General features: G+C 68.7%; 18 protein-coding genes and 3 pseudogenes. 11 read left to right on the forward strand and 10 right to left on the reverse strand.

What is annotated here, in order from left to right:
* Positions 1 to 367 precede the first annotated feature (367 nt).
* Positions 368 to 712: a hypothetical protein gene (locus ACFW2E_RS19250; protein WP_384467896.1), complete on the reverse strand. Its 345-nt coding sequence runs from the start codon at positions 710 to 712 to the stop codon at positions 368 to 370.
* 95 nt (positions 713 to 807) lie between these two features.
* Positions 808 to 918 (reverse strand): annotated as a pseudogene (locus ACFW2E_RS19255) (winged helix-turn-helix domain-containing protein); the annotation flags it as partial.
* A gap of 94 nt (positions 919 to 1,012) precedes the next feature.
* Here ACFW2E_RS19255 and ACFW2E_RS19260 point away from each other — a divergent pair.
* The gene (locus tag ACFW2E_RS19260) at positions 1,013 to 1,432 is read left to right on the forward strand and encodes a hypothetical protein (protein WP_384467898.1); all 420 of its coding nucleotides are present in this window, start codon (positions 1,013 to 1,015) and stop codon (positions 1,430 to 1,432) included.
* A 333-nt stretch (positions 1,433 to 1,765) separates the two neighbouring features.
* Here ACFW2E_RS19260 and ACFW2E_RS19265 read toward each other — a convergent pair.
* A pseudogene (locus tag ACFW2E_RS19265) lies at positions 1,766 to 2,256 on the reverse strand (transposase); the annotation flags it as partial.
* A 562-nt stretch (positions 2,257 to 2,818) separates the two neighbouring features.
* On the opposite strand from ACFW2E_RS19265, the gene ACFW2E_RS19270 reads away from it, so the two are divergent.
* On the forward strand, positions 2,819 to 3,013 hold the full coding sequence (locus ACFW2E_RS19270) for a hypothetical protein (protein WP_384467900.1): 195 nt from the start codon (positions 2,819 to 2,821) through the stop codon (positions 3,011 to 3,013).
* Between the two features lie 95 nt (positions 3,014 to 3,108).
* Here the strand turns inward: ACFW2E_RS19270 and ACFW2E_RS19275 are convergent, their stop codons facing one another.
* Both ACFW2E_RS19275 and ACFW2E_RS19280 read right to left on the reverse strand, forming a co-directional pair.
* The gene (locus ACFW2E_RS19275; protein WP_384467902.1) at positions 3,109 to 3,894 is read right to left on the reverse strand and encodes a C40 family peptidase; all 786 of its coding nucleotides are present in this window, start codon (positions 3,892 to 3,894) and stop codon (positions 3,109 to 3,111) included.
* A gap of 134 nt (positions 3,895 to 4,028) precedes the next feature.
* Positions 4,029 to 4,286 carry a hypothetical protein gene (locus ACFW2E_RS19280; protein WP_384467904.1) on the reverse strand — a complete coding sequence of 86 codons (258 nt, stop codon included), beginning with the start codon at positions 4,284 to 4,286 and terminating at the stop codon, positions 4,029 to 4,031.
* A 230-nt stretch (positions 4,287 to 4,516) separates the two neighbouring features.
* Here ACFW2E_RS19280 and ACFW2E_RS19285 point away from each other — a divergent pair, with 230 nt between their 5' ends.
* The 4 genes and pseudogenes from ACFW2E_RS19285 to ACFW2E_RS19300 all read left to right on the forward strand — a co-directional run.
* Positions 4,517 to 4,921, forward strand: a complete 405-nt coding sequence (locus tag ACFW2E_RS19285) for a GntR family transcriptional regulator (RefSeq protein WP_384467928.1) — start codon at positions 4,517 to 4,519, stop codon at positions 4,919 to 4,921.
* Positions 4,922 to 4,988: 67 nt separating this feature from the next.
* On the forward strand, positions 4,989 to 5,918 hold the full coding sequence (locus ACFW2E_RS19290) for an ABC transporter ATP-binding protein (RefSeq protein WP_384467930.1): 930 nt from the start codon (positions 4,989 to 4,991) through the stop codon (positions 5,916 to 5,918).
* The gene (locus ACFW2E_RS19295; RefSeq protein WP_384467906.1) at positions 5,915 to 6,925 is read left to right on the forward strand and encodes an ABC transporter; all 1,011 of its coding nucleotides are present in this window, start codon (positions 5,915 to 5,917) and stop codon (positions 6,923 to 6,925) included. Before ACFW2E_RS19290 ends, ACFW2E_RS19295 begins: the two co-directional genes overlap by 4 nt.
* 179 nt (positions 6,926 to 7,104) lie before the next feature.
* Positions 7,105 to 7,308: pseudogene (locus ACFW2E_RS19300) on the forward strand (IS5/IS1182 family transposase); the annotation flags it as partial.
* Between the two features lie 288 nt (positions 7,309 to 7,596).
* Here the strand turns inward: ACFW2E_RS19300 and ACFW2E_RS19305 are convergent.
* Both ACFW2E_RS19305 and ACFW2E_RS19310 read right to left on the reverse strand, forming a co-directional pair.
* Positions 7,597 to 10,698 (reverse strand): hypothetical protein, encoded by a 3,102-nt coding sequence (locus ACFW2E_RS19305; RefSeq protein WP_384467908.1) that lies wholly within the window; start codon positions 10,696 to 10,698, stop codon positions 7,597 to 7,599.
* Between the two features lie 1,113 nt (positions 10,699 to 11,811).
* Positions 11,812 to 12,486 carry a type III effector protein gene (locus ACFW2E_RS19310; RefSeq protein WP_384467910.1) on the reverse strand — a complete coding sequence of 225 codons (675 nt, stop codon included), beginning with the start codon at positions 12,484 to 12,486 and terminating at the stop codon, positions 11,812 to 11,814.
* A 130-nt stretch (positions 12,487 to 12,616) separates the two neighbouring features.
* Between ACFW2E_RS19310 and ACFW2E_RS19315 the strand changes: the two genes are divergently transcribed.
* The 3 genes from ACFW2E_RS19315 to ACFW2E_RS19325 all read left to right on the forward strand — a co-directional run bounded on the left by ACFW2E_RS19315 (position 12,617) and on the right by ACFW2E_RS19325 (position 14,085).
* Positions 12,617 to 13,051, forward strand: a complete 435-nt coding sequence (locus tag ACFW2E_RS19315) for an Hsp20/alpha crystallin family protein (protein WP_384467912.1) — start codon at positions 12,617 to 12,619, stop codon at positions 13,049 to 13,051.
* A gap of 95 nt (positions 13,052 to 13,146) precedes the next feature.
* Positions 13,147 to 13,542 carry a DUF2267 domain-containing protein gene (locus ACFW2E_RS19320; RefSeq protein ID WP_384467914.1) on the forward strand — a complete coding sequence of 132 codons (396 nt, stop codon included), beginning with the start codon at positions 13,147 to 13,149 and terminating at the stop codon, positions 13,540 to 13,542.
* Between the two features lie 147 nt (positions 13,543 to 13,689).
* Positions 13,690 to 14,085, forward strand: coding sequence for a DUF2267 domain-containing protein (locus ACFW2E_RS19325; protein ID WP_384467916.1), 396 nt, complete (start codon positions 13,690 to 13,692; stop codon positions 14,083 to 14,085).
* Here the strand turns inward: ACFW2E_RS19325 and ACFW2E_RS19330 are convergent.
* A complete protein-coding gene (locus ACFW2E_RS19330) occupies positions 14,069 to 14,626 on the reverse strand; it encodes a recombinase family protein (protein WP_384467918.1) in 558 nt (185 codons plus the stop codon). The genes ACFW2E_RS19325 and ACFW2E_RS19330 overlap by 17 nt on opposite strands.
* Positions 14,627 to 14,943: 317 nt before the next feature.
* Between ACFW2E_RS19330 and ACFW2E_RS19335 the strand changes: the two genes are divergently transcribed.
* The gene (locus ACFW2E_RS19335; protein WP_384467920.1) at positions 14,944 to 15,483 is read left to right on the forward strand and encodes an ArsR/SmtB family transcription factor; all 540 of its coding nucleotides are present in this window, start codon (positions 14,944 to 14,946) and stop codon (positions 15,481 to 15,483) included.
* The gene (locus ACFW2E_RS19340) at positions 15,480 to 16,775 is read left to right on the forward strand and encodes an MFS transporter (protein ID WP_384467922.1); all 1,296 of its coding nucleotides are present in this window, start codon (positions 15,480 to 15,482) and stop codon (positions 16,773 to 16,775) included. Before ACFW2E_RS19335 ends, ACFW2E_RS19340 begins: the two co-directional genes overlap by 4 nt.
* 436 nt (positions 16,776 to 17,211) lie before the next feature.
* Here ACFW2E_RS19340 and ACFW2E_RS19345 read toward each other — a convergent pair whose 3' ends face one another.
* Complete coding sequence (locus ACFW2E_RS19345) at positions 17,212 to 17,379, reverse strand: hypothetical protein (RefSeq protein ID WP_384467924.1); 168 nt, start codon at positions 17,377 to 17,379, stop codon at positions 17,212 to 17,214.
* Between the two features lie 60 nt (positions 17,380 to 17,439).
* Positions 17,440 to 17,997, reverse strand: coding sequence for a DUF3291 domain-containing protein (locus ACFW2E_RS19350; RefSeq protein ID WP_384467926.1), 558 nt, complete (start codon positions 17,995 to 17,997; stop codon positions 17,440 to 17,442).
* Positions 17,998 to 18,130: the final 133 nt, after the last annotated feature.

Below are 18,130 nucleotides of genomic sequence, written 5' to 3' on the forward strand. Positions count from 1 at the left end.
CCCCGACACCACTGACTTGTGGCCGACAACATGGGCCCTGGGGGAAGCACCACCACTCGCCCTGGGCCCTCAACACGTGATCTCCATCATGAGCTGTGAAATCCGGAATCCGACATCCGACGACACCCCGCCCGTCACCGACACCTACATCGTGGTCCACCTGACCCGGTTTGAACCGTCCGCGACCACGCCGGACCCGGTCCTGCCGCAGCTGCCCCCGTCGCTGAACCGACGACGCCTGGACGGTGCCTGTCCGCTCCCGCCGCCCGCCCATCCACGGGGCTGCGGGAGCGGGCATGGAGCCGGACCAGCCACTCGTCCAGCTCCCCGCGCCCGTCGCCCTGGCACCACGGCGGTGGCGCGATTGTCAGATGATCCCTGCAGCCAAGCCGAGCCAGACAACGACACCGAACAGGAGCCAGCCGCCCGCCCCGACGACCGCAGCGATCGCTAGCCCCAGGCCTCGGGTGCCCCTGCGGGTCGCAATCCCGCGGATGCCCAGGACGACGGCTGGAAGGGCCCCGGTGAAGCTGGCCGCCAGCGTCAGCAAGCTCATCACTCCCGCGCTCTCGTCGTCCACGGCATTCGCGTGCGACGCGAGCATCCGGGAGGCCAGCACGCATAGGGCAGCTACGACGGCGAGCACGAAAGCCGCGCCAGCGGCCCAGTTCGTCCGCGGAGACGACGCAGCCTCAACTTGTGCTGTTTGCACGCCTGTTGTCCTCCTTCGTTCGCTGCCCGTGACTCTACGAACCAAGATCAGCCCAGGCCACTGCCGTGGACCTCAAACGACCTGAGTACCCGTACTCAGGGTGGCCACCAGACCCCTAGGACGGCCTTCTCCTCGCGCTCGGCCAATCTTCGAGCGGGAACCTGCGGAGTGAGACCGATCCGGTGCATCAGCCTCGTCGCCCCGGAGACGCTGTAGTCACCTCAGGGTCCCAACTCGTCAAGTCGCTCACGCATAGCCGATGTGTAGCCTGTCCATCTGTTCGAACGGGAGGGAGGCGCGGTGGATGTCGATGGAGCGCATGCTGCGATCCAGCTCCCTGAAGGGTCCTGGTGGGACTGGGACGTCGTCGCCTGGGACGGCGGAGAGCTCAGGCTTGCCGCCGGCCATGACCTGGCCTACCACCACGGCCTGGAACTGGTCTTCGGCGATCCAGTCTTCGTCAGCTGCCCTTCCGGCTTTCACGATCCGGCCTTCCGGGCCCCGTCGCCCGACGAGCTCCTGAAAATCACTCGTCAGCTCGGCGGGACGCCCCCCATAGTGGTCGCCTTCGAGGCCGACGCCGGCGGGCAGGAGCCGGTCCCGTGCCTCATCGCCGCAGAGCGGCTCGACGTCGTCCAGGAAACCGTCCTGCGGTACTGGCGCGAGGACGCAGGCCCCGATCAGCGCTTCGCTCCCTGGGTGCGGTCCCCCGGCCAGTAGACGGTCCCGGGCCGCGCCCTCGAACACGGTGAGCTTGTAGATGGCCTTGCCGGATGACTGACTCGGCCCCCGCCCAGCGCCCTTTGCCCACGTGGGACCAAGTGGTCGCGTTGCGGGACTTCATCCACGGACGGACATACGCTGCCGCGGCCCCCACCATCCGACTCAATGGAGAACCACCTCACGCCCCCGGTTCCGCTCTGGCGCGAGTGGCGGAGGTCAACGGAGCGCTCTACGAAGTCACTTCCCACCTATGCAGTCGGCTGTATGCGGACCTTGCGACAGGTCGCCCCGGATCCGGCGCCGAAGCCTCGTGGGAAGCCCTCATCACGATCACTGCGTCCTGGCGCGAAGACCCTGAGCTGCCTGCCTGGGTGCACAAGGTGTTGCCCGCCAAGCCGCGCTGACCGCGACATCAGGAGGTGCGGGGAACGCGGACTCCTCATCGAAGAGTTCTCGATTCCGGAGGCATGGTAGAGCTGGCCGATCATGTGGCTGAAGAGCTTGCGCTGGGCGGCGGTGTGCCAGTCTGCGTGGTTGTCGCGGCGTCGCCGGTGGTGGGCTTTGACGCCGGTCGAGGCGGTGATCTCGGAGAAGGCCCAGAGGTAGCCGGCGTGGTTGAAGCGGTCGTTCTTCACCCGGCGTCGGGTGATGCTGGACTTCTTGCCGGAGGCCCGGGTGATGGGCGAGGCGCCGCGGTATGCCTTCAGGCCGCGGGCGTCGGCGAACCGTTGCCGGTCGTCGCCGATCTCGGCGAACACCCGGGCGCCGAGCTGGGTGCCGAGGCCGGGGAAGCTGAGAATGATCTCAGCGTCGGGGTGCTGAGCCATCCGAGACGAGCACCGGGCCGCCGCCTCTCGCCGAGGCGCTGACACTGTTCCGATGGCCCTCTTGGCCGGGCCCACCTCTTGGTTCACCAACCGACGTCCGCGGCCCTCGCCTGCGGAGTAGGCCGCGGGCAAAGGGCCGCGCGACACGGTTGTGGCATGCTCCTCGCCATCTGTTCCGAGCGGGTCCTTGACGAGCTGACCTCCAACAACCTGAAGCTCCGCAGACACCGAAAGTGGCGCATTCTGAGGGAAAGCGACTGGCCGTCAAACACAGCTCCACTTGTGCGAAGCCACAAGCCGCGTAACTCCAGTGTTACGCCAACTGTGCTGCTCCGACAAAACCCTGACGGGATGTTGGGTCATTGACTCCAATACGCAGGGCCCAAACCTCAAGGGACCATGGAGTGAACGAGGAGCAGCGAGAGCCGCGCATCCAGCCCGTGCCGCAAACGACCCTGCACTCGTGGGAAGGGAGCCCCTGCAACTCCGACGCGGTTCCGAGGCCACCGTCGGAAGGGCTCCCTTCCAAGGCCCCGTCACTACTACGGAGCACGTCATGCAGGATAAGGCAAACCTGACCCCGGCCGGAACCACCGAGTCGGCCCCGATCCAGGCGTCCCGCTACCAGCGCGTTTGCCGCTGGTTCTCGCGCCGGCGTAAGTCTCTCGCCTTCCACTTCGTTCGCGGCGTCGCCTACGGCGCCGGCGCCGGTGGTGTCGGCTTCGTCGTGTGGTGGATCGAGAACCACTGATCCACTCTTGCGTGCCCCGGCCAGCCAGGCCGGGGCACAGGCACGTCCGGCGCAACTGGACGCCGTCACCTCTCCTCGGAACCTGCAGTTCTGCGCTACACCATGCGCCGGACGACAAGGATCGTGCCGTGCGTGGCGACCTTCGCCACCTCGACGACCCGGCCTGGGCGCGGCGCCTGCACGAGGAGCCCGTCACCGATGGCCATGGCCACGTGCTCAGGACGAGCGGCTGAACCTTCGGTGAAGACGAGGTCTCCGGGTTGGACGCCGTTGGCATTCGCGGGCACGGGACGCCCGTCGTGGACCTGGGTGTAGGTGGTGCGGGTGATCTGGATGCCGACGACGCCGTAGGCGCGCTGCATCGGCGAGGAGCAGTCGCGTCGTCCGCTGGGATCGGTGCCATGCGGGTTGCTGCAGTTGCCGCCCCACTGGTACGGGGTCCCGAGTTGCTGGAGTGCCCAGGCGATCGCAGTACGTGCGGCGGGAGCGGTGTTGGCAGGGATCTGGTAGCCGTCGGGCGATGGCGCACTGTGAGACTCCCAGTAGGACGGCGACGGCGCGGGTGGTCTTGAGCTGGCGGACCAGGTACCGCACCGGCGCGGGCGCCGACTTGTATATCGGGCGGGTGAAGTGCGGCAGCAGTCTGGTCCGGGCTGCCGGTGATCGTCACCACCGTGGCCGCCGTGAGCCGCCCTCACGGCGGCTCTCTTCTTGAGATCGCCTGTGCACCCCTCTGTGTGCCGATCTTCCTTGCGTTGGGGAAAATCCGGCGCCACGGGGGAGGGTCGGCGCCTGTGGGGGTGCTGGGGCCTCTTCTGGCGTGTCCCGGGACGGGGGCGCCCGGTTGGCCGCTGGGTGCAGGGTCTCGCGGCGCATGTCATGGGGCAGCTCGCTGACCTGGTAATTGACAGCCGATCTCACATCATGACGGGCGCGATCAGTCTTCTGGAGTAGCGGATTCCTGAGCGCAGTCGTCAAGCGCCGGCGACTCGACGTCGTGCCGTGGTTGGGCTCATCACTCGTCTTCGTCGTCGAAGTCGTAGGGCGGGATGGTCCCTCGCATCACCGTCTGGCCGGGCTCCCGTTCGCCGCGGTGTCTCATGGAGTGATCGCCTCGGTCCCCTCGGTCCCGGTCGATGCCGAGCACCTTGCAGCTGCAACCCTCGATCGCGCCGACGTGAAGCAGATGCTGCCGTCCAGACCGCTTGACGCGGTAGACCCTGTCCGACGAGGTCAGGGGATTGAGCCATGAGTGCAGGTGCGCGGCCTTCACTCGCGCGCATCGCCGCTGTCCAACGGCGGGCGCGGACAGGCTCAGGGGGCGGGTTGGGTGACCGGAAGGATTCCCATGTCATGAATCCGTCACCGTTCTGTCCCGACAGAGGCCGTGGGAGCCGGATTGTTTGACAGGCCTCGGATCAACGCCACATCATCATTCCACTAATCGAGTAGCTAAAGGATGTTGAGAGGCTCGTGGAGTTCCGCATCGACAGGCGGAGCGGGATGCCCGCCTACCAGCAGATCGTCCAGCAGACCAAACAGGCCCTGCGGCTGGGCGTTCTGATGCCGGGCGACCGGCTGCCCACCGCCAAGGAGGTCGCCGAGACCTGCGCGGTCAACCCCAACACCACGCTCAAGGCCTATCGGGAGCTGGAACGCGAAGGTCTGGCCGAACCACGGCCCGGCCTGGGCACCTTCATCCGCCGGTCACTGGCCCGCCCCCAGGCGGGTGCCGACTCCCCATTGCGCGGGGAGCTGGAGGCGTGGATGACGCGGGCACGCGAGGCGGGCCTGGAACGGGAGGACGTGGCCGCGCTGGTCGCGTCGGTCCTGGAGGAGCGGTACGCCCACACCACGGCGGCCGCCGGCACAACGGAAAGTCCGGAAACGAGAGGTACCAGTGAGTAACGCCATAGACGCCCTGGACGTCGGAGGCCCGGCGAAGGAGCCGGCGATAGAGGCCAACCGGGTGGGCATGAAGTACCGCCGGGGCTGGGCCCTGCAGGACTGCTCGTTCCGGCTGCCGGCCGGCCGGATTTGCGGCCTGGTGGGCCCCAACGGCGCGGGAAAGACCACGCTGATGGCGATCGCCGCCAATCTGCTGCAGCCGACGGACGGCACCCTCAAGGTGTTCGGCGCAGCACCGGAATCCGCGGAGGCCGGACGGCGTACCGCATTCCTCGCCCAGGAGAAACCGCTGTTCCGCCGCTTCACCGTGGCCGAGACGCTGCGCATGGGCCACGAACTCAACCCCGGCTGGGACCAGCGGGCCGCCGAGAACATCGTCCGCGCGGGCAATGTGCCCATGGAAGCGAAGATCGGCACCCTCTCCGGCGGGCAGCGCACCCGGGTCGCCTTCGCCCTCGCCTTCGGCAAGCGCCCCGACCTGCTGATGCTCGACGAGCCGATGTCCGACCTCGACCCACTGGTACGCCACGAGCTCATGAGCACGTTGATGGCCGAGGCCGCCGAACACGGCACCACCGTGCTGATGTCCTCCCACATGCTCAGCGAACTGGAGAACGTCTGCGACTTCCTCGTCGTCATCTCCACGGGCGGACTGCGCATGGCCGGTGATGTGGACGAACTCCGCAGCGCCCACCTGTTGTTGCACGGCGTCCGGAGCAGCGAGAGCGACAACCAGTTGCAGGGCCATGCCCAGGACGTCCCGGCGGAACTCGTCGGCCACACCCTCGTCGAGTACCGCACCAGCGGACGCCAAGTCACCGCCCTCATCCGTCCCGACGGCCCGGTGACCGGCCGGTGGCAGACCGACACCCCGAACCTGGAGGAACTCCTGCTCTCCTACCTGCGCTGCCCCGACGCGGCACCGCTGATCACCCCCCAAGCCCACGTCCCGGGCCAGGCCTACGGCTCCAACGGCTCGCGGACGGTGGCGGCATGAGCAACCTGACCAAGACCTCCGCCACCAGGTCAAACGGGTCCACTGCGTCCCCCATGGCCACCCGCGGCCCCCGGCTCAGCGGCCTGAACTGGCTCATCTGGCGCCAGCACCGAGCCGGCTTCTGGACCCTCCTCGCCATCACCGCCATCTGCGTGGCGTGGCTCGTCTATCAGCGCACCGACCTGATAGACCAGATCACCGCCCAGGGCTGGCCCGACTCGGCGTCCGACAGGTGGCTCAAGGGCGGACACCCCCAGCGGTTCCAACTCGTGGGCTACGCCCTCGGCTTCGTCCCCATCGTGCTTGGCGTCTTCCTGGGCGCCCCTCTGCTCGCCGGCGACCTGGAAAACGGCACCGCCAAACTCGTCGCCTCGCAGTCCGTCACCCCCATCCGCTGGCTGGCCACCAAGCTTGCAATCAGCGCCCTGATGGTCATCGTGTGCACGGCGGCGCTCTCCGTCGCGTTCGGCCGGTGGTGGGGGCCGGTCAAGTACGTGCCCACAGTTCTGGAGTGGAGCGATGGCGCCGCGTTCGACAACACGGGCCCCGTTCCCGTCGCCCTCGCGCTCTTCACCGTCGTGGGCGGCGTGGCAATCGGCATGCTCCTGCGCCGCACCCTGATCTCCATGGTCGTCACCTTCGCCTTCGCCGTCGTCGTCCAGCTGGTCTGGAGCTACTTCCGGCTGGACCTCGGCCACGTCCTCACGATCACCACCCACCAGGGAATCAGCCACGGCGCGTTCCCGCAGACGCCTGAAGGCACCCTGATGATCGACCAGTCGTACATCTCGGGATCCGGGCAGACCTACGGCTGGGGCACCTGCGTCGCACACGAGATGTCGGAGAAGGTCTGTACTCAGAAGTTCGACCTCGTGGGCTGGTCGGTGGACTACCTGCCGATGTCGCAGATGAGCAGCATGCAGTGGTTCGGCGCCTCGATCCTCTTCGCCCTGACCGCAGCCGTCACCGTGTTCATCTTCATCCGCGGCCGCAAGCGCATCGTCTGACACCCACGAACCGGTCCCCCGGCGCTCGGGTCAGCCCTTCTCCTGCGCGCCGGTGAACCTGCCGCGTTGACGGCGCTACCTGAATTCGGTTCTGTCAGCGATCTCATGACGCTGCATGGTGCCCGGTGCTCCGGGGCAGGGAGACGAGCATCAGGGTGGATCGGGCGCACAGTTGCCGACCGGATACCCGTGGGTTTCACGTCGTGAAATGGCGCTGGGTGGTCGAGCGGAGTATCGGACGGATCAGGATGCACCGCCGCCTCGCCCGCGACTACGAGACCCTCACCGCCGGCTCCGAAGCCGTGATCCACATCGCTTCGGTCGACAACCCCACCAGGCGCATAACGGACGAAACCACTCCCGCCTGGCGAGGAACTTACTAAGGCGTCAAGGACAATCTGCCTACTTCGAACGCCCTCTGAGAGTGGGCCTGACCAGTCTCTCAAGACCCTACGCGGGGCGCTTGCGCAGCTTGTGCGGCTCGTGATGGTCCGGTGCTTGGTCATCGAGCAGGTCGAGCCGGACAGGGACATGGCGGAGGCGCCCGCACCCCACGGGAAGGGTGCGGGCCTCTCAGAACGCGGTCGCAGCTACACGCGGTGTGCACCGACCAAACGCCGCCGAACTGGTCGTCCCGTCAACCGGACGGGGTTGTCGTGTCCCACGGACATTCAGGACTGTACGACCCGCACCGCGTCGCAGCCGAAGAACCGATAGGTCCGGCCGGTGGCGCCGTCGATGAACGAACCCTTGGCGCAGGCCTCTGTGTCTCCCGGCTGGAGACCGGAGCTCGCTGAGGCGAAGTGGAGCAGCATATCGAGGTCGCCGTCTCTGACACTTTCGACCGGAGTCGTGGTGCGTTCGACCACGTCCTCGATGTGGCCCCGGTTGTGCACTTCCGTGCTCCCGCCCGTGCCGTCGTAGACGACGCTGCGCGGTCCGAAGCGGACGGTCAGCGGCTGGATGGCCTTGGCGTTGAAGTCCAGCGGGAGTCCGTATTCGCCGGCCTTGGTCGTCAGGACGCCGACGGGGACGGTGTCGGCTGGGATGTTGACGGAGTTGGGGTTGGCGCCCGGCTTGATGTTGATCGCGACGGGCACGACGCAGTCGAGGGTGAACTCGGCCGGCCGGTGGTTGTTCGCCGCGACGGGGTCGGTGTCATCCGAGCGGGCCGGCGTGAGGGACGCGGCGAACCGGTAGGTGTGCGATCCCGGCTGTGCGCATCCGACGGTGAAGGTGCTGTCGAACGACTGCGGAGTCCCGACCGCGAGGGCGGTGATGTTCCGGGTGGACGAGGAAGGCGTCACGGTGGCCCCCGGGTCGGCGGTGGTAGCGGTGAGGACCACGGCGTCCATCGGGCTGGACGGCCCGTTGTTCGCCACCGTGCCGTGCAGTGTGACGTCCAGGGTCTGCCCGACGAGCACCTGCGTGGGCGGTGCCGTGGCGGCAAAGGACGTGACGGCGAGGTCGGCGACGGCGACCACCGTGGTGCTGGTGGTGGCGCTGTCGTTGCCCGCGACCGGGTCGGGACCCGCGAGGTTGTCCACCGTCGCCCGGTTGGTGAGGGTGACGGGGCCGCCGGCGTTGTACACGAGGTCTGCCGGTACATGGGCGGTGATGGTGACGGTGCGCGTGGCACCGGCGAGGAGGTCGCCGACGCCGCAGGTCAGCGTCGCACCGGACGGGTGGCATGCCGCGTCGTCGCTGACGTAGGAGACCTGCGACGGCAGGGTGTCGACCAGGGTCACCGCGGCGGCCGGCTTGGAGCCGTGGTTGGTGACGACGGCGGTGTAGACGACGTCCGTTCCGGCCGCGACCGGGTGGGGGTTGTCGGTGACGGTGACCCCGACGTCGGTGGTGTTCTGCTGCTCGTACATCGCGAGCAGTTCGCTGGTGGTGGGGACGTCGTCGCTCTCCGGGTTGACCGCGGCGTTCGCGGAGTCGCCGAACTGCCGGAACGGCAGCGACACGAAGGTCCAGTCGTCGGAGCCCTTCAGGGTCTCGTCGGTCGTGTTGTTGATGCAGTTGGCGGGGGCGGGACTGGGGCCGGGGCCGGCATTGTCGATGTTCGTGGCGGGCACGTTCGGCTCGTACGGCGGGTCGACATCGGCGTTCCAGTTCGGGCTGGTGTTGAGGTTGTTCGGGACCTTCTGGCCCGTGGAGTCGACGAACACGAACCGGTTGACGGCATCGGCCGCGTCGAGAATGGTCGGTTCGGTGAGGGCGTTCTCCCTGAGATCGGGCAGAGGATCGCGCCCGCGCGATGTGCCGTCGACCCTCCTCCTGGGTGGCGAGTAGTCGAGGATGGTCCCGCCGCCAACGCGGGGGATGCCGCCCTGCAGGTCGTAGTTCATGAGGCTGACGTAGTTCGGCTTGCAGTTGGGCCGGTTCTCATGGCCGCCGTGGCGCAGGTTCAGGTTGTGCCCGAGCTCATGCATGATCGTGCCGGCGTCGCGGGTGAAGACGGTGAAGTCGTTGCCCCCGATCTCGCCCTGACCACCGCTCTGTTTCGGGCATGTGGCCACACCTGGCTGGGCGGCGATCTGCCCGTAGTGGAAGATCAGCCGCCGGCTCCTATTGAAGTTCGCGTTCCTCGACGCGTAGAAGGTCGTGTCGAGGCCACATGCACCCGGCGCGGGGATGACGCTGCCGCCGCCGAGGTTGTCGCCCACGAGGCAGTCGGGGTCCTGGGCGTCGGTGAAGGCATCGCCGTCGTTGTTCTTGCCGTCCTTGCAGTTGGTCGGCTGGGGGTTCTCGACGCTCGCGTCTAGGTAGTCGGCCAAGGGCGTGTTGCATGTGGGGTCGTTGCCGTCGATCAGCCCGTCCGCACCGTTGTCGATGCCGTCGGAGCACGTGCCGACCGGCCCGCCCTCACGGCCCGTCGGCTCGAGCAGGCCGCCGGTGTCGACATGGAGGTTGATGCCGGGCCTGCCGTCGGGGTTCGGCGGTGCGTTCACACCGAAACCGCCGTTGTCCGCCGCCCTGCTCGACGCGCTCTCACCGGCGTTGGGCGGCGCCGCGGCGAACGCCCTCTTCATGGCCTGGATGCCCGCGCGGGTGGGCGCGCGCCCCGCCTCCCAGTCCAGTTCCAGGAAGATGTCCTTGTGGTCGGGCTTGGCTCCCATCGCGGGCAGGTTCACATCGATGGTGCCGTCACCGTCGTCGTTGTACCCGTTGAGCTCCCAGCCGTCGAGCAGGCCGTCGCCGTCCGCGTCACCGCTGGTCGATGCGGTGCTGACATCCCAGCAGACGTTGACGGCAGGTTCATCGTTGTCCCCGCCGTCGCCCGACGAACAGGACTGCGGCCAGTTCACGTTGTCGGTCTTGTTGATGGCGGTGTCGCGCCACTTGCCGTCGATGTAGGAGACGGTGAAGTCGAGGTTGTTGTCGCCGTCGTGGGGGCTGTCGTCGCCCAGGTCGTCGCCCGAGGTGTCGTCCTCGTCCCAGATCTGAATCGTGACCGGAACGTTCTGGATGGTGTCGGGCAGCTCGGTGGAGACCACCCAGTACGGGTCGACGCCGAAGACGTTGTCGACGGTGGGCGTCCGGTACTCGACGCCGTTGATGAAAACCTTCGCGTAGAAGTCGGGGTGGCCTTCCAGCGCGCCCTCGAGCCCCTCGGCGGAACACGGATCGACGCATCCGACATGGGTGATGGTGACCGAGAACGGGCGCGTGCCCGCAGCCTGTGCCTGGGCCGGCATGAATGCCGGTAGGAGTGCAAATCCCGCCAGGGCGGCCATGGCTCGCAGCCGCTTCGCGGTTCGTCGCATAGAAGTCCCTTTCATAAAGGGTGCAAACGCCCAAGGAAGGCAAAGACAGCGATCTGCCGCACTGGAACGAGATCAGCAAGCTGACCGCGCGTGACAGTTTGCCGGTTAGGGTTCTGTAAAGTCCGAACCCCACCGGCGAGTCCGGGACGCGGGGCAACAGATGATCGTTTCTCCGGTGAAGCCGCTCGGCCGCCGGAGTGAATACCGCCCCCGCCCCGAGCCCGGGAGCCCCGCCCGTGCGGCGCCGCTGTCGACGGGGCAGTGACCAAGTGCTGTCCGCCACCCGACCGGACACCAAGAGCAGGACCCGAACGGCCGGAGGCCGTCGGGCCCTCCGGGTCTCCGTGGTCAGTTCACTGATCGTGGTGGTAGTGGCGATCGACTTCAGTGCGCGGGTGCCGTTGCTGTCGTCGTAGCCCTGCTGCCGCTGGGCGCGCACCCCGGTGCTGTCGAGTTCGGCTCCGTAGTCGCGTTCGACCAGGCGGCTGTAGGCGTCATACGCGGTGTCGTCGACGTGGACGGTGCTGCCCAGGCTGCTGGTGAGCAGTGTGGGGTGGCCGTAGTCGTCGTACGTGGTGGTGACCGTTCCCTCGTCGAGTCCGCCGGCCTCGGGGTAGGTGGTGGAGGTGATGTGGTCGGCGGCGTCGTAGGTGGCGGAGGTGGTGTAGCTACGGGCCAGGCCGGTGAGGGTGACGGGCAGGGTGACGGTGGTGTCCAGGACGCGGCCGCGGGCGTCGAAGGCGCCGGTGGAGGTGGTGGCGGTGGTGCCGTAGGCGTCGCGGCTGACGGTGAAGGTGATGTATCCCTTGCCGTTGGGTATGGCGGGGCCGTCCCAGACCCAGGCGGCCAGTTCGTCTGCGCCGCTGCTGACGGACGTCTTTCGGCCGACGGCGTCGTAGTGGTAAGTCAGCGTGGGCTGGACGTTGTTGACACTGCTGGTGGTCTGGCTGCCCGTTGTCGTCGTAGACAGTGCTTGAGGTTCCGGCGTCCGGATCGTCGACGCCGGTGCGCTGTCAAAGCCTCGGTGCTCGCCGGGGACAGCGTTGCCCCGCGACAGGTGACCTGAGGCCTGGGTGTGCCGCGGATCGAGTGGGGAGCCCCACGGCGTGGTGATCAGGCTCGATTCTGGCGCTGGTCGTCGCTGCGTCCGCGTAGTCGGTCGGCGTGGCGGGCGACGTCGTCGACGTGCGCCGCAAGGTCGGGGTGGCCGGACGTCAGGTACGCGTGCGTGAGAGCCAGGGGGCCGAGGAGGGCGGCCGCGTCGTTGTCGGCGAGGGCGGCGGTGAGCTCGTCGAGCGGGGTACGGGCCGCGGCGGGGAGGTCGGTGAGGGCGGTGACTTGGCCGGCGAGCTGGCGCAGGGTGGCGGCGTTGGCGCGGGCCCAGGCGGTGACGGTGCGGTCGGCGGCGCGGCGGTCGCGGGTGGCTTGCACCCGTTGTTCGCCCGTGGAGCCCGGGTGGCCGGGGCGTACGCGCAGGTAGCGGCGTTCGGCGGCCTGGCGGCTGGAGACGCCGAGGGGGTGGGCGAGGTCGGCCCAGCTGGCGCCGGCCTCCCGCGCGGCTTCGATCAGGCCGGGTTCCCATTCGGCGAGTTGCTCGCGTGCTTCGCGCAGCAGCAGGAGCGCGTCCAGTGCCTGCTCCGAGCCGGCCCGGTTGGGCCCGGTGTGTGTGCCGTCCGGCGTGCTCTGGGCGGTGTGCAGGGCCTCATGGATTGTGTTGAGTGCCGCGGCGGCGGCGAGGAAGGACGCCGGCGTGAGGCCGCGGGGGGTGGGTGCATCGTCCCTGGTCATCGGACCTCCATCGGAATGTCGTCATCTGGATGACGTTCGGCTTGTCATCGCTTGGATGACATGTTACAACGATGACAGGTGAACGCATTGGCACAGTGCCTGACTACCCGAACGCTGGAGGTGTTTGACGATGTTGATGCGTACCGACCCTTTCCGTGAGCTGGACCGGCTCACCCAGCAGCTCCTGGGTACGACCGGGACCTGGTCGCGGCCGTCGCCGATGCCGATGGACGCCTACCGTGAGGGCGACGAGTACGTGATCGCCTTCGATCTGCCTGGCGTGGCCACGGACGCGATCGACATCGACGTCGAGCGGAACATGCTCACCGTCAAGGCCGAGCGGCGGCCCGTCACCAAGGCGGACGACGTGCAGCTGGAGCTCTCCGAGCGGCCGCTGGGTGTCTTCTCCCGCCAGGTCGTGCTGGCCGACACCCTGGATGCCGAGCACATCAGGGCGGACTACGACGCGGGCGTGCTGACCCTGCGGATCCCGATCGCCGAGCGCGCCAAGCCCCGCAAGATCGCCATCGGCGGCGGCTCCGCACGCAAGGAGATCAGCGGCTGAGTCCCCGCCCATCCGCAGCGGTGGACGAGGGCGCCGACCTCCCCCGCGGCCGCCCCCGTCCTCCGCCCCAGCCGCACTCAGGCACGGGAGCAGCGATGGTGATGCGATGGAAGGCGTTCCTCCACCAGGTCAAGGAACGCGGCGAGTACGAGACCACCGAGGAGGCCGAGCGGGCCACGCGCACGGTGCTGGCGCTGCTGGGCGCGCACCTCGTGGGCGAGGTGCGGGCGGACCTGGCCGCCCGGCTGCCGGAGGACTTGGCCCTCGTCCTGCTCAATCCGCTCCAGGCACGCGAGCCGCTGTCCCCCGAGCGGTTCGTGCGGGCCACTGCGGCCTGGATCGAGGGAGCCACCGAACAGACCGCCGCCTGGGACGTGAGCGCCGTGCTCAGCGTGGCCGCAGATGCGGCGGGCGAGGAGCTCACCGGCCGCATCCTGCTCCAGCTCCCGGCGGGCTACGACTTGCTGTTCGGCCACCCCCAGCCCTTCTAGTCCACCGGCACCACACCCCTTCACCCCGGGCGTCACCGGTGACCGGCGCACGAGCCCCGGCCACCGGTGACGCGAACACCTTCGACGAGAAAGGCAAGCGCGTCAGCGATGAATCACCAGCAGCAGCCGTTCCGGTCCACTGCGGGCATGACGTTCGAGCAGATGCTGGAACAGGTGCGCTACGAAGGCGCCTACGCCACCCGGGCCCAGGCCGAACAGGCCGTGCGCGCCGTGCTGGCCGCCTTCGGTCGCCAGGTCACCGGCGAGGAGCGGGTGGAGCTCGCCGCCCGACTGCCGTACGAGGCCGCCGTCACCTTCACCTCCCAGATCCCCGCCACCGAGCCCCTCACCGGCTGGGGCTTCGTCGAGGACCTGGCGTCCCGCATCGGCGGCAGCCCGGCCACCACCCGCTGGGACAGCGGCACCGTCCTTCGCGTCGTGGCCCAGCTCGTCGGTGAGGAGCTCCTCAGCCGCATCCTCGCCCGGCTCCCCTCCGGCTACGCCCTGCTGTTCGGCCGTGCCGAGCTCACCCAGGCGGCCTGACCCGCAGGCGGACGAGGAGCGGCGGCGGACCGGGGCAGAAGAACCGGTGTGGGAGCCGTCCTCGGCGGCTGAGGCCCACCAGTGGCAGCGAGCTGCACGAGGGCGCGGACATCGAGGCCGGCTTCCGCGGGGTGCCGCAGCGGCTGGTCGAGGCTGAGGACGTACTGGTTGCGCCGTCCGGCCCGCCGCCGGCGCAGGTAGCCGGCCCGTTCGAACCGATCTCGCGCGTACGGAGTTCAGCGACCATGTGGACGAGGTCTTGGAGGCTGCGGCCATAGCGGTCGAGCGGGGGGACCACGAGGGTGCCTTCCGCGTCGAGGAAGGCGTGGCACGCCTTCAGCTCCGGGCGCAGGCCGGTCCTGCCGGACTTCTCGCCGGAGAAGATCTTGCGGCACCCGGCGGTGGTGCGGGCGTCGAGCTGCCGTTCGAGCTTCTGCCCGCCGGTGGAGACCCGCGTGTATCCGATCTTGATCTCGGTGCGCACGAGGGGTTCGGCGACGAGGAGTTCGGGGTGGCCGGGCGGCCCCGGGAGGTCACTCACGACCCCGGATCATGTCAGAAGACGGTGGTCCGGAGTTCTTGAACCACCCAGGCTTTTGAAGGGCTTTCTGAAGGCTCTGCGGCGCCCCCCGACCCCTGCCCGTCGATCTTCAGAAACGAAGGATTTTTGACGACTCAAGGACTCGGGCGGTGCGGCTGAGCATCCGCGACAGGCGGAGCGAAGGAGCCCGGGGGCGGGTCGAGCGAGGCCGGGAAGGAGAGTGCAGGAGCGAAGGCCTCCGTGCTGGACGGCCGATTCCGGGAGCCCGGGACGAAAATCCCTTGCTCAATGGTCAAGAAGTGTTGACCATTGAGGGCATGCCTACCGATGATCTTCCCGAGACGTTCCACGTCACCACCGATGAGCAGCTCCGCGCCGTCTCCAACCTCACCCGTCACCGGATCATGGCCGTGCTCCGCTTCGAACCGGCAACGATCACGCAGATCGCCGAGCGCGTGGGCCTCGCGAAGGGGAGCTCCAGCTATCACGTACGGCTGCTCGAACGGGCCGGCCTGGTGAAGGTGGTACGAACTCGGAAGGTCCGGGGGGTCACCGAGCGGTACTACGCAATGGCCGCGCAGGCGATCGTGCTGCCGGATCCGGGCGAGGGAGGCCCGGATGTGCTGATGCGGCATGCGGTGGCGGACCTGGAGGCAGCGCCAGTGGATGGCGAGCGGCACGTGCGGATGGCGCATCTGCGGCTCACCGACGAGCAGTTCGCCGAACTGGGGGCGCGGCTGCACGCACTGGCGGACGAGTACCGGGAGCTGTCCGATCCGTCGCTGCCGGACGCGTCGCTCGTCTTCGCCCTGTTCCACCCGGCACCGCGCCAGCAAGCAGAGGGGAACGCCAAGTGACCTCAGAGGCAAGGAAACTGCCGACTGGCTTCGGACGGCTGTGGACCGCGCAGACGGTGTCCTCGCTCGGTGACGGGGTCATGCATGCCGCGCTGCCGCTGCTCGCGCTGACGTTGACACGAGATCCGATGGCGCTCGCCGTCGTCACGGCCGCCGGGACGCTGCCGTGGCTGCTCTTCGGGGTCCTCGGCGGTGCGCTGGTGGACCGCTGGGACCGCCGGCGCACCATGTGGGTCGCGGACGCGGCACGTGCGGTGCTGCTCGCGACACCGGCGGCAGCGGCCGCGCTCGACGTGCTGAGCATCGCGCTGCTCGCGGCCGTCGCCTTCCTGCTCGGCCTCGGCGGACTCTTCTTCGACACGGCCGCCACGGCCTACCTGCCGGACCTGCTCGGCCGCGACCCCGCGCTCCTGGAGCGCGCCAACTCCCGCCTGCGCGGCGCCCAGACCGCCATGTCCGGCTTCGCCGGGCCGCCCGCGGGCAGTGCCCTGCTCGCGCTCGGGCGGGCGGTCCCGCTGCTCGCCGACGCGGTGTCGTTCGCGCTCTCCGCACTGCTCCTACGATCGCTGCCTGCCACACCCCGGCCCGCACCACAGGCCCGCGAGTCGCTGCTGCGACAGGCGCGGGCCGGGGCCGCCCACGTCTTCCGGGACCAGTTGCTGCTCGGGCTCGCGCTCCGACCGGCGGTCGGCAACATCGCCTTCCTCGCCGTGGAAACCGTACTCGCCCTCTTCGCGCACGACCGTCTCGGCATCGACACCTTCGGCTTCGGCCTGCTCCTCACAGCGGAGGCCACCGGCGGCCTGCTCGGCGCCGCCATCGCCTCCTTCCTCGGCCGACGACTCGGCACCGGCACCGCGCTGACCTGCACGGCCACGGTCGAGGGGCTCGCCATCCTGGGGCTTGCCGCCGCCCCGAACCCGTACGTCGCCGGCCTCGCGCTCGCCGTCTGCGGAGCGGGCATGGGCGCCACCATGGTGCTCGGCCCCTCCCTGCGGCAGGCAATCGTCCCGGCCCACCTGATGGGCCGAGTCGCCTCCACCTCCCGCATGCTCGCCATGTGCGCCGCCCCGTTCGGCGCCTTCCTCGGCGGCTGGCTGGCCACCACCTACGACGTACGCACCCCGCTCTACACCGCCGCCGGCCTCCTCCTCAGCATGACCACCGTCACCGCGACCATGACCAGCAACCGCCGGGTCGAGGCGGCACTGCGTGCCGCCGCCCCGGCCGGCGTTCCAGGTCACCCGCAAGCCACGGATCCCGTCCGGGAGGATGTACCCGAATTGTCGTGACGCTTTCGCGGTAGACGTCACGCAAGTTTCACTGCCCTCCCCCGGTGGATGTGGCGCATCGGACGAATCCGTCTGCGGCACAGCCTCTGCCGTGGCTGCGATGTGCGCGGCGGTGGCCAGTGTGGTGGCGAGGACGGTGACGCCCGCCGCCGCTATGAGCAGGCGCCGGGTCGTATCCATATGCCCCCAACCCCGTTGCTCGCAGGGCCGGTCAGGGCCGCACGCCGAAGATCACCCGTCGGGGACCGCGGGGCAGCTTGTCTGCCCGGCCGCGCGCGGCCACACCGACGCGCGATCAGGCCTCCAACGCGACCGATCCCCCGCAGCGCTCCCCGCGCATCCCATCCCTTTTCCCCTTCTCCATTGCTGACTTAGTGGTCGGCTCCGTAAATCCTTCGGGGGTTGATGTGGAGCCTGTGTTGTGTGTGGTGCGGGGTCAGATGCTGGGGTCGGTGAGGTGGAGGCCGCAGGCGCAGTCGAGGGCGTCTTCGGGGGTGCCGGCGAAGCCGCTGGTGGGCAGGATGGGGTCTTGGTACTCATCGGTGCTCGCGAGGTAGAGGGCGAAGCCCCAGGTACTGGCGGATCCGCCGTAGCGCGGACGCATCTGTTCGCCGTCATTCAATCGAGGCGTTTGACAGCGAACCCAGTCGTTCGGGCTCCCTTGTCAGCGAACCTGGTCGCTCTTCGGCCCGATGCCTTTGATCCTGGTCGGAGTTCCGTCCGGGGCGAATGAGTGGTGGAAGGTGAAGGCGTGCGGCGCGGAGCCGTGGTCGTGGAGGTGCTCCAGCCTGGAAACCCCGTCCCGCCAGGTGGGTATCACGCCGTCGGAGACCCACCAGCACACGTAATTCGGGTGCCCTGTCCTCTCGAACCAGTCGTAACGCCTGTTCAGCGCCTCACGGTGCAGACCGGTGTAGACGGCGTCGAAGGCGGGGCGCAGGCCGGTCCAGAGTGAGAGTGTCGCGGCCAGGGCGGTGGTTTCCACCGTATGGCCCTTGCCGTACCAGGTCGGTACGGCGAACTCTCCCCATGCACCCCAGTCCGCCTCGAAGAGCACGCCCCGGTCACCGTCTGCCGCTTCAGCACGCGCGAGGTATCCGGGGTGCTGGCTGATCTTCCGGTACACGGCCTCACCACTGTCGTAGAACTCGCGCGTGAGAGGTGCGGGATCGGCGAGAGGTGACTTCAGGACGCCGAATGTGTACAGAGCAAGATGGGGCATGTGTCTCTCCCTGGTTGGGGCTGCCTGGCGTGGACCCGGTTCGGTGGCTTACGCATGGGGGCGAGGGTTCGTGGGGCATGACCGACTCATCCCGTCGCGGGTGGCCCAGCCTGAAGGAACCCCTGTGCGACCG

Origin of the sequence: Streptomyces sp. NPDC058964 (genome assembly GCF_042741275.1) — a bacterium.
Taxonomy (GTDB): domain Bacteria; phylum Actinomycetota; class Actinomycetes; order Streptomycetales; family Streptomycetaceae; genus Streptomyces.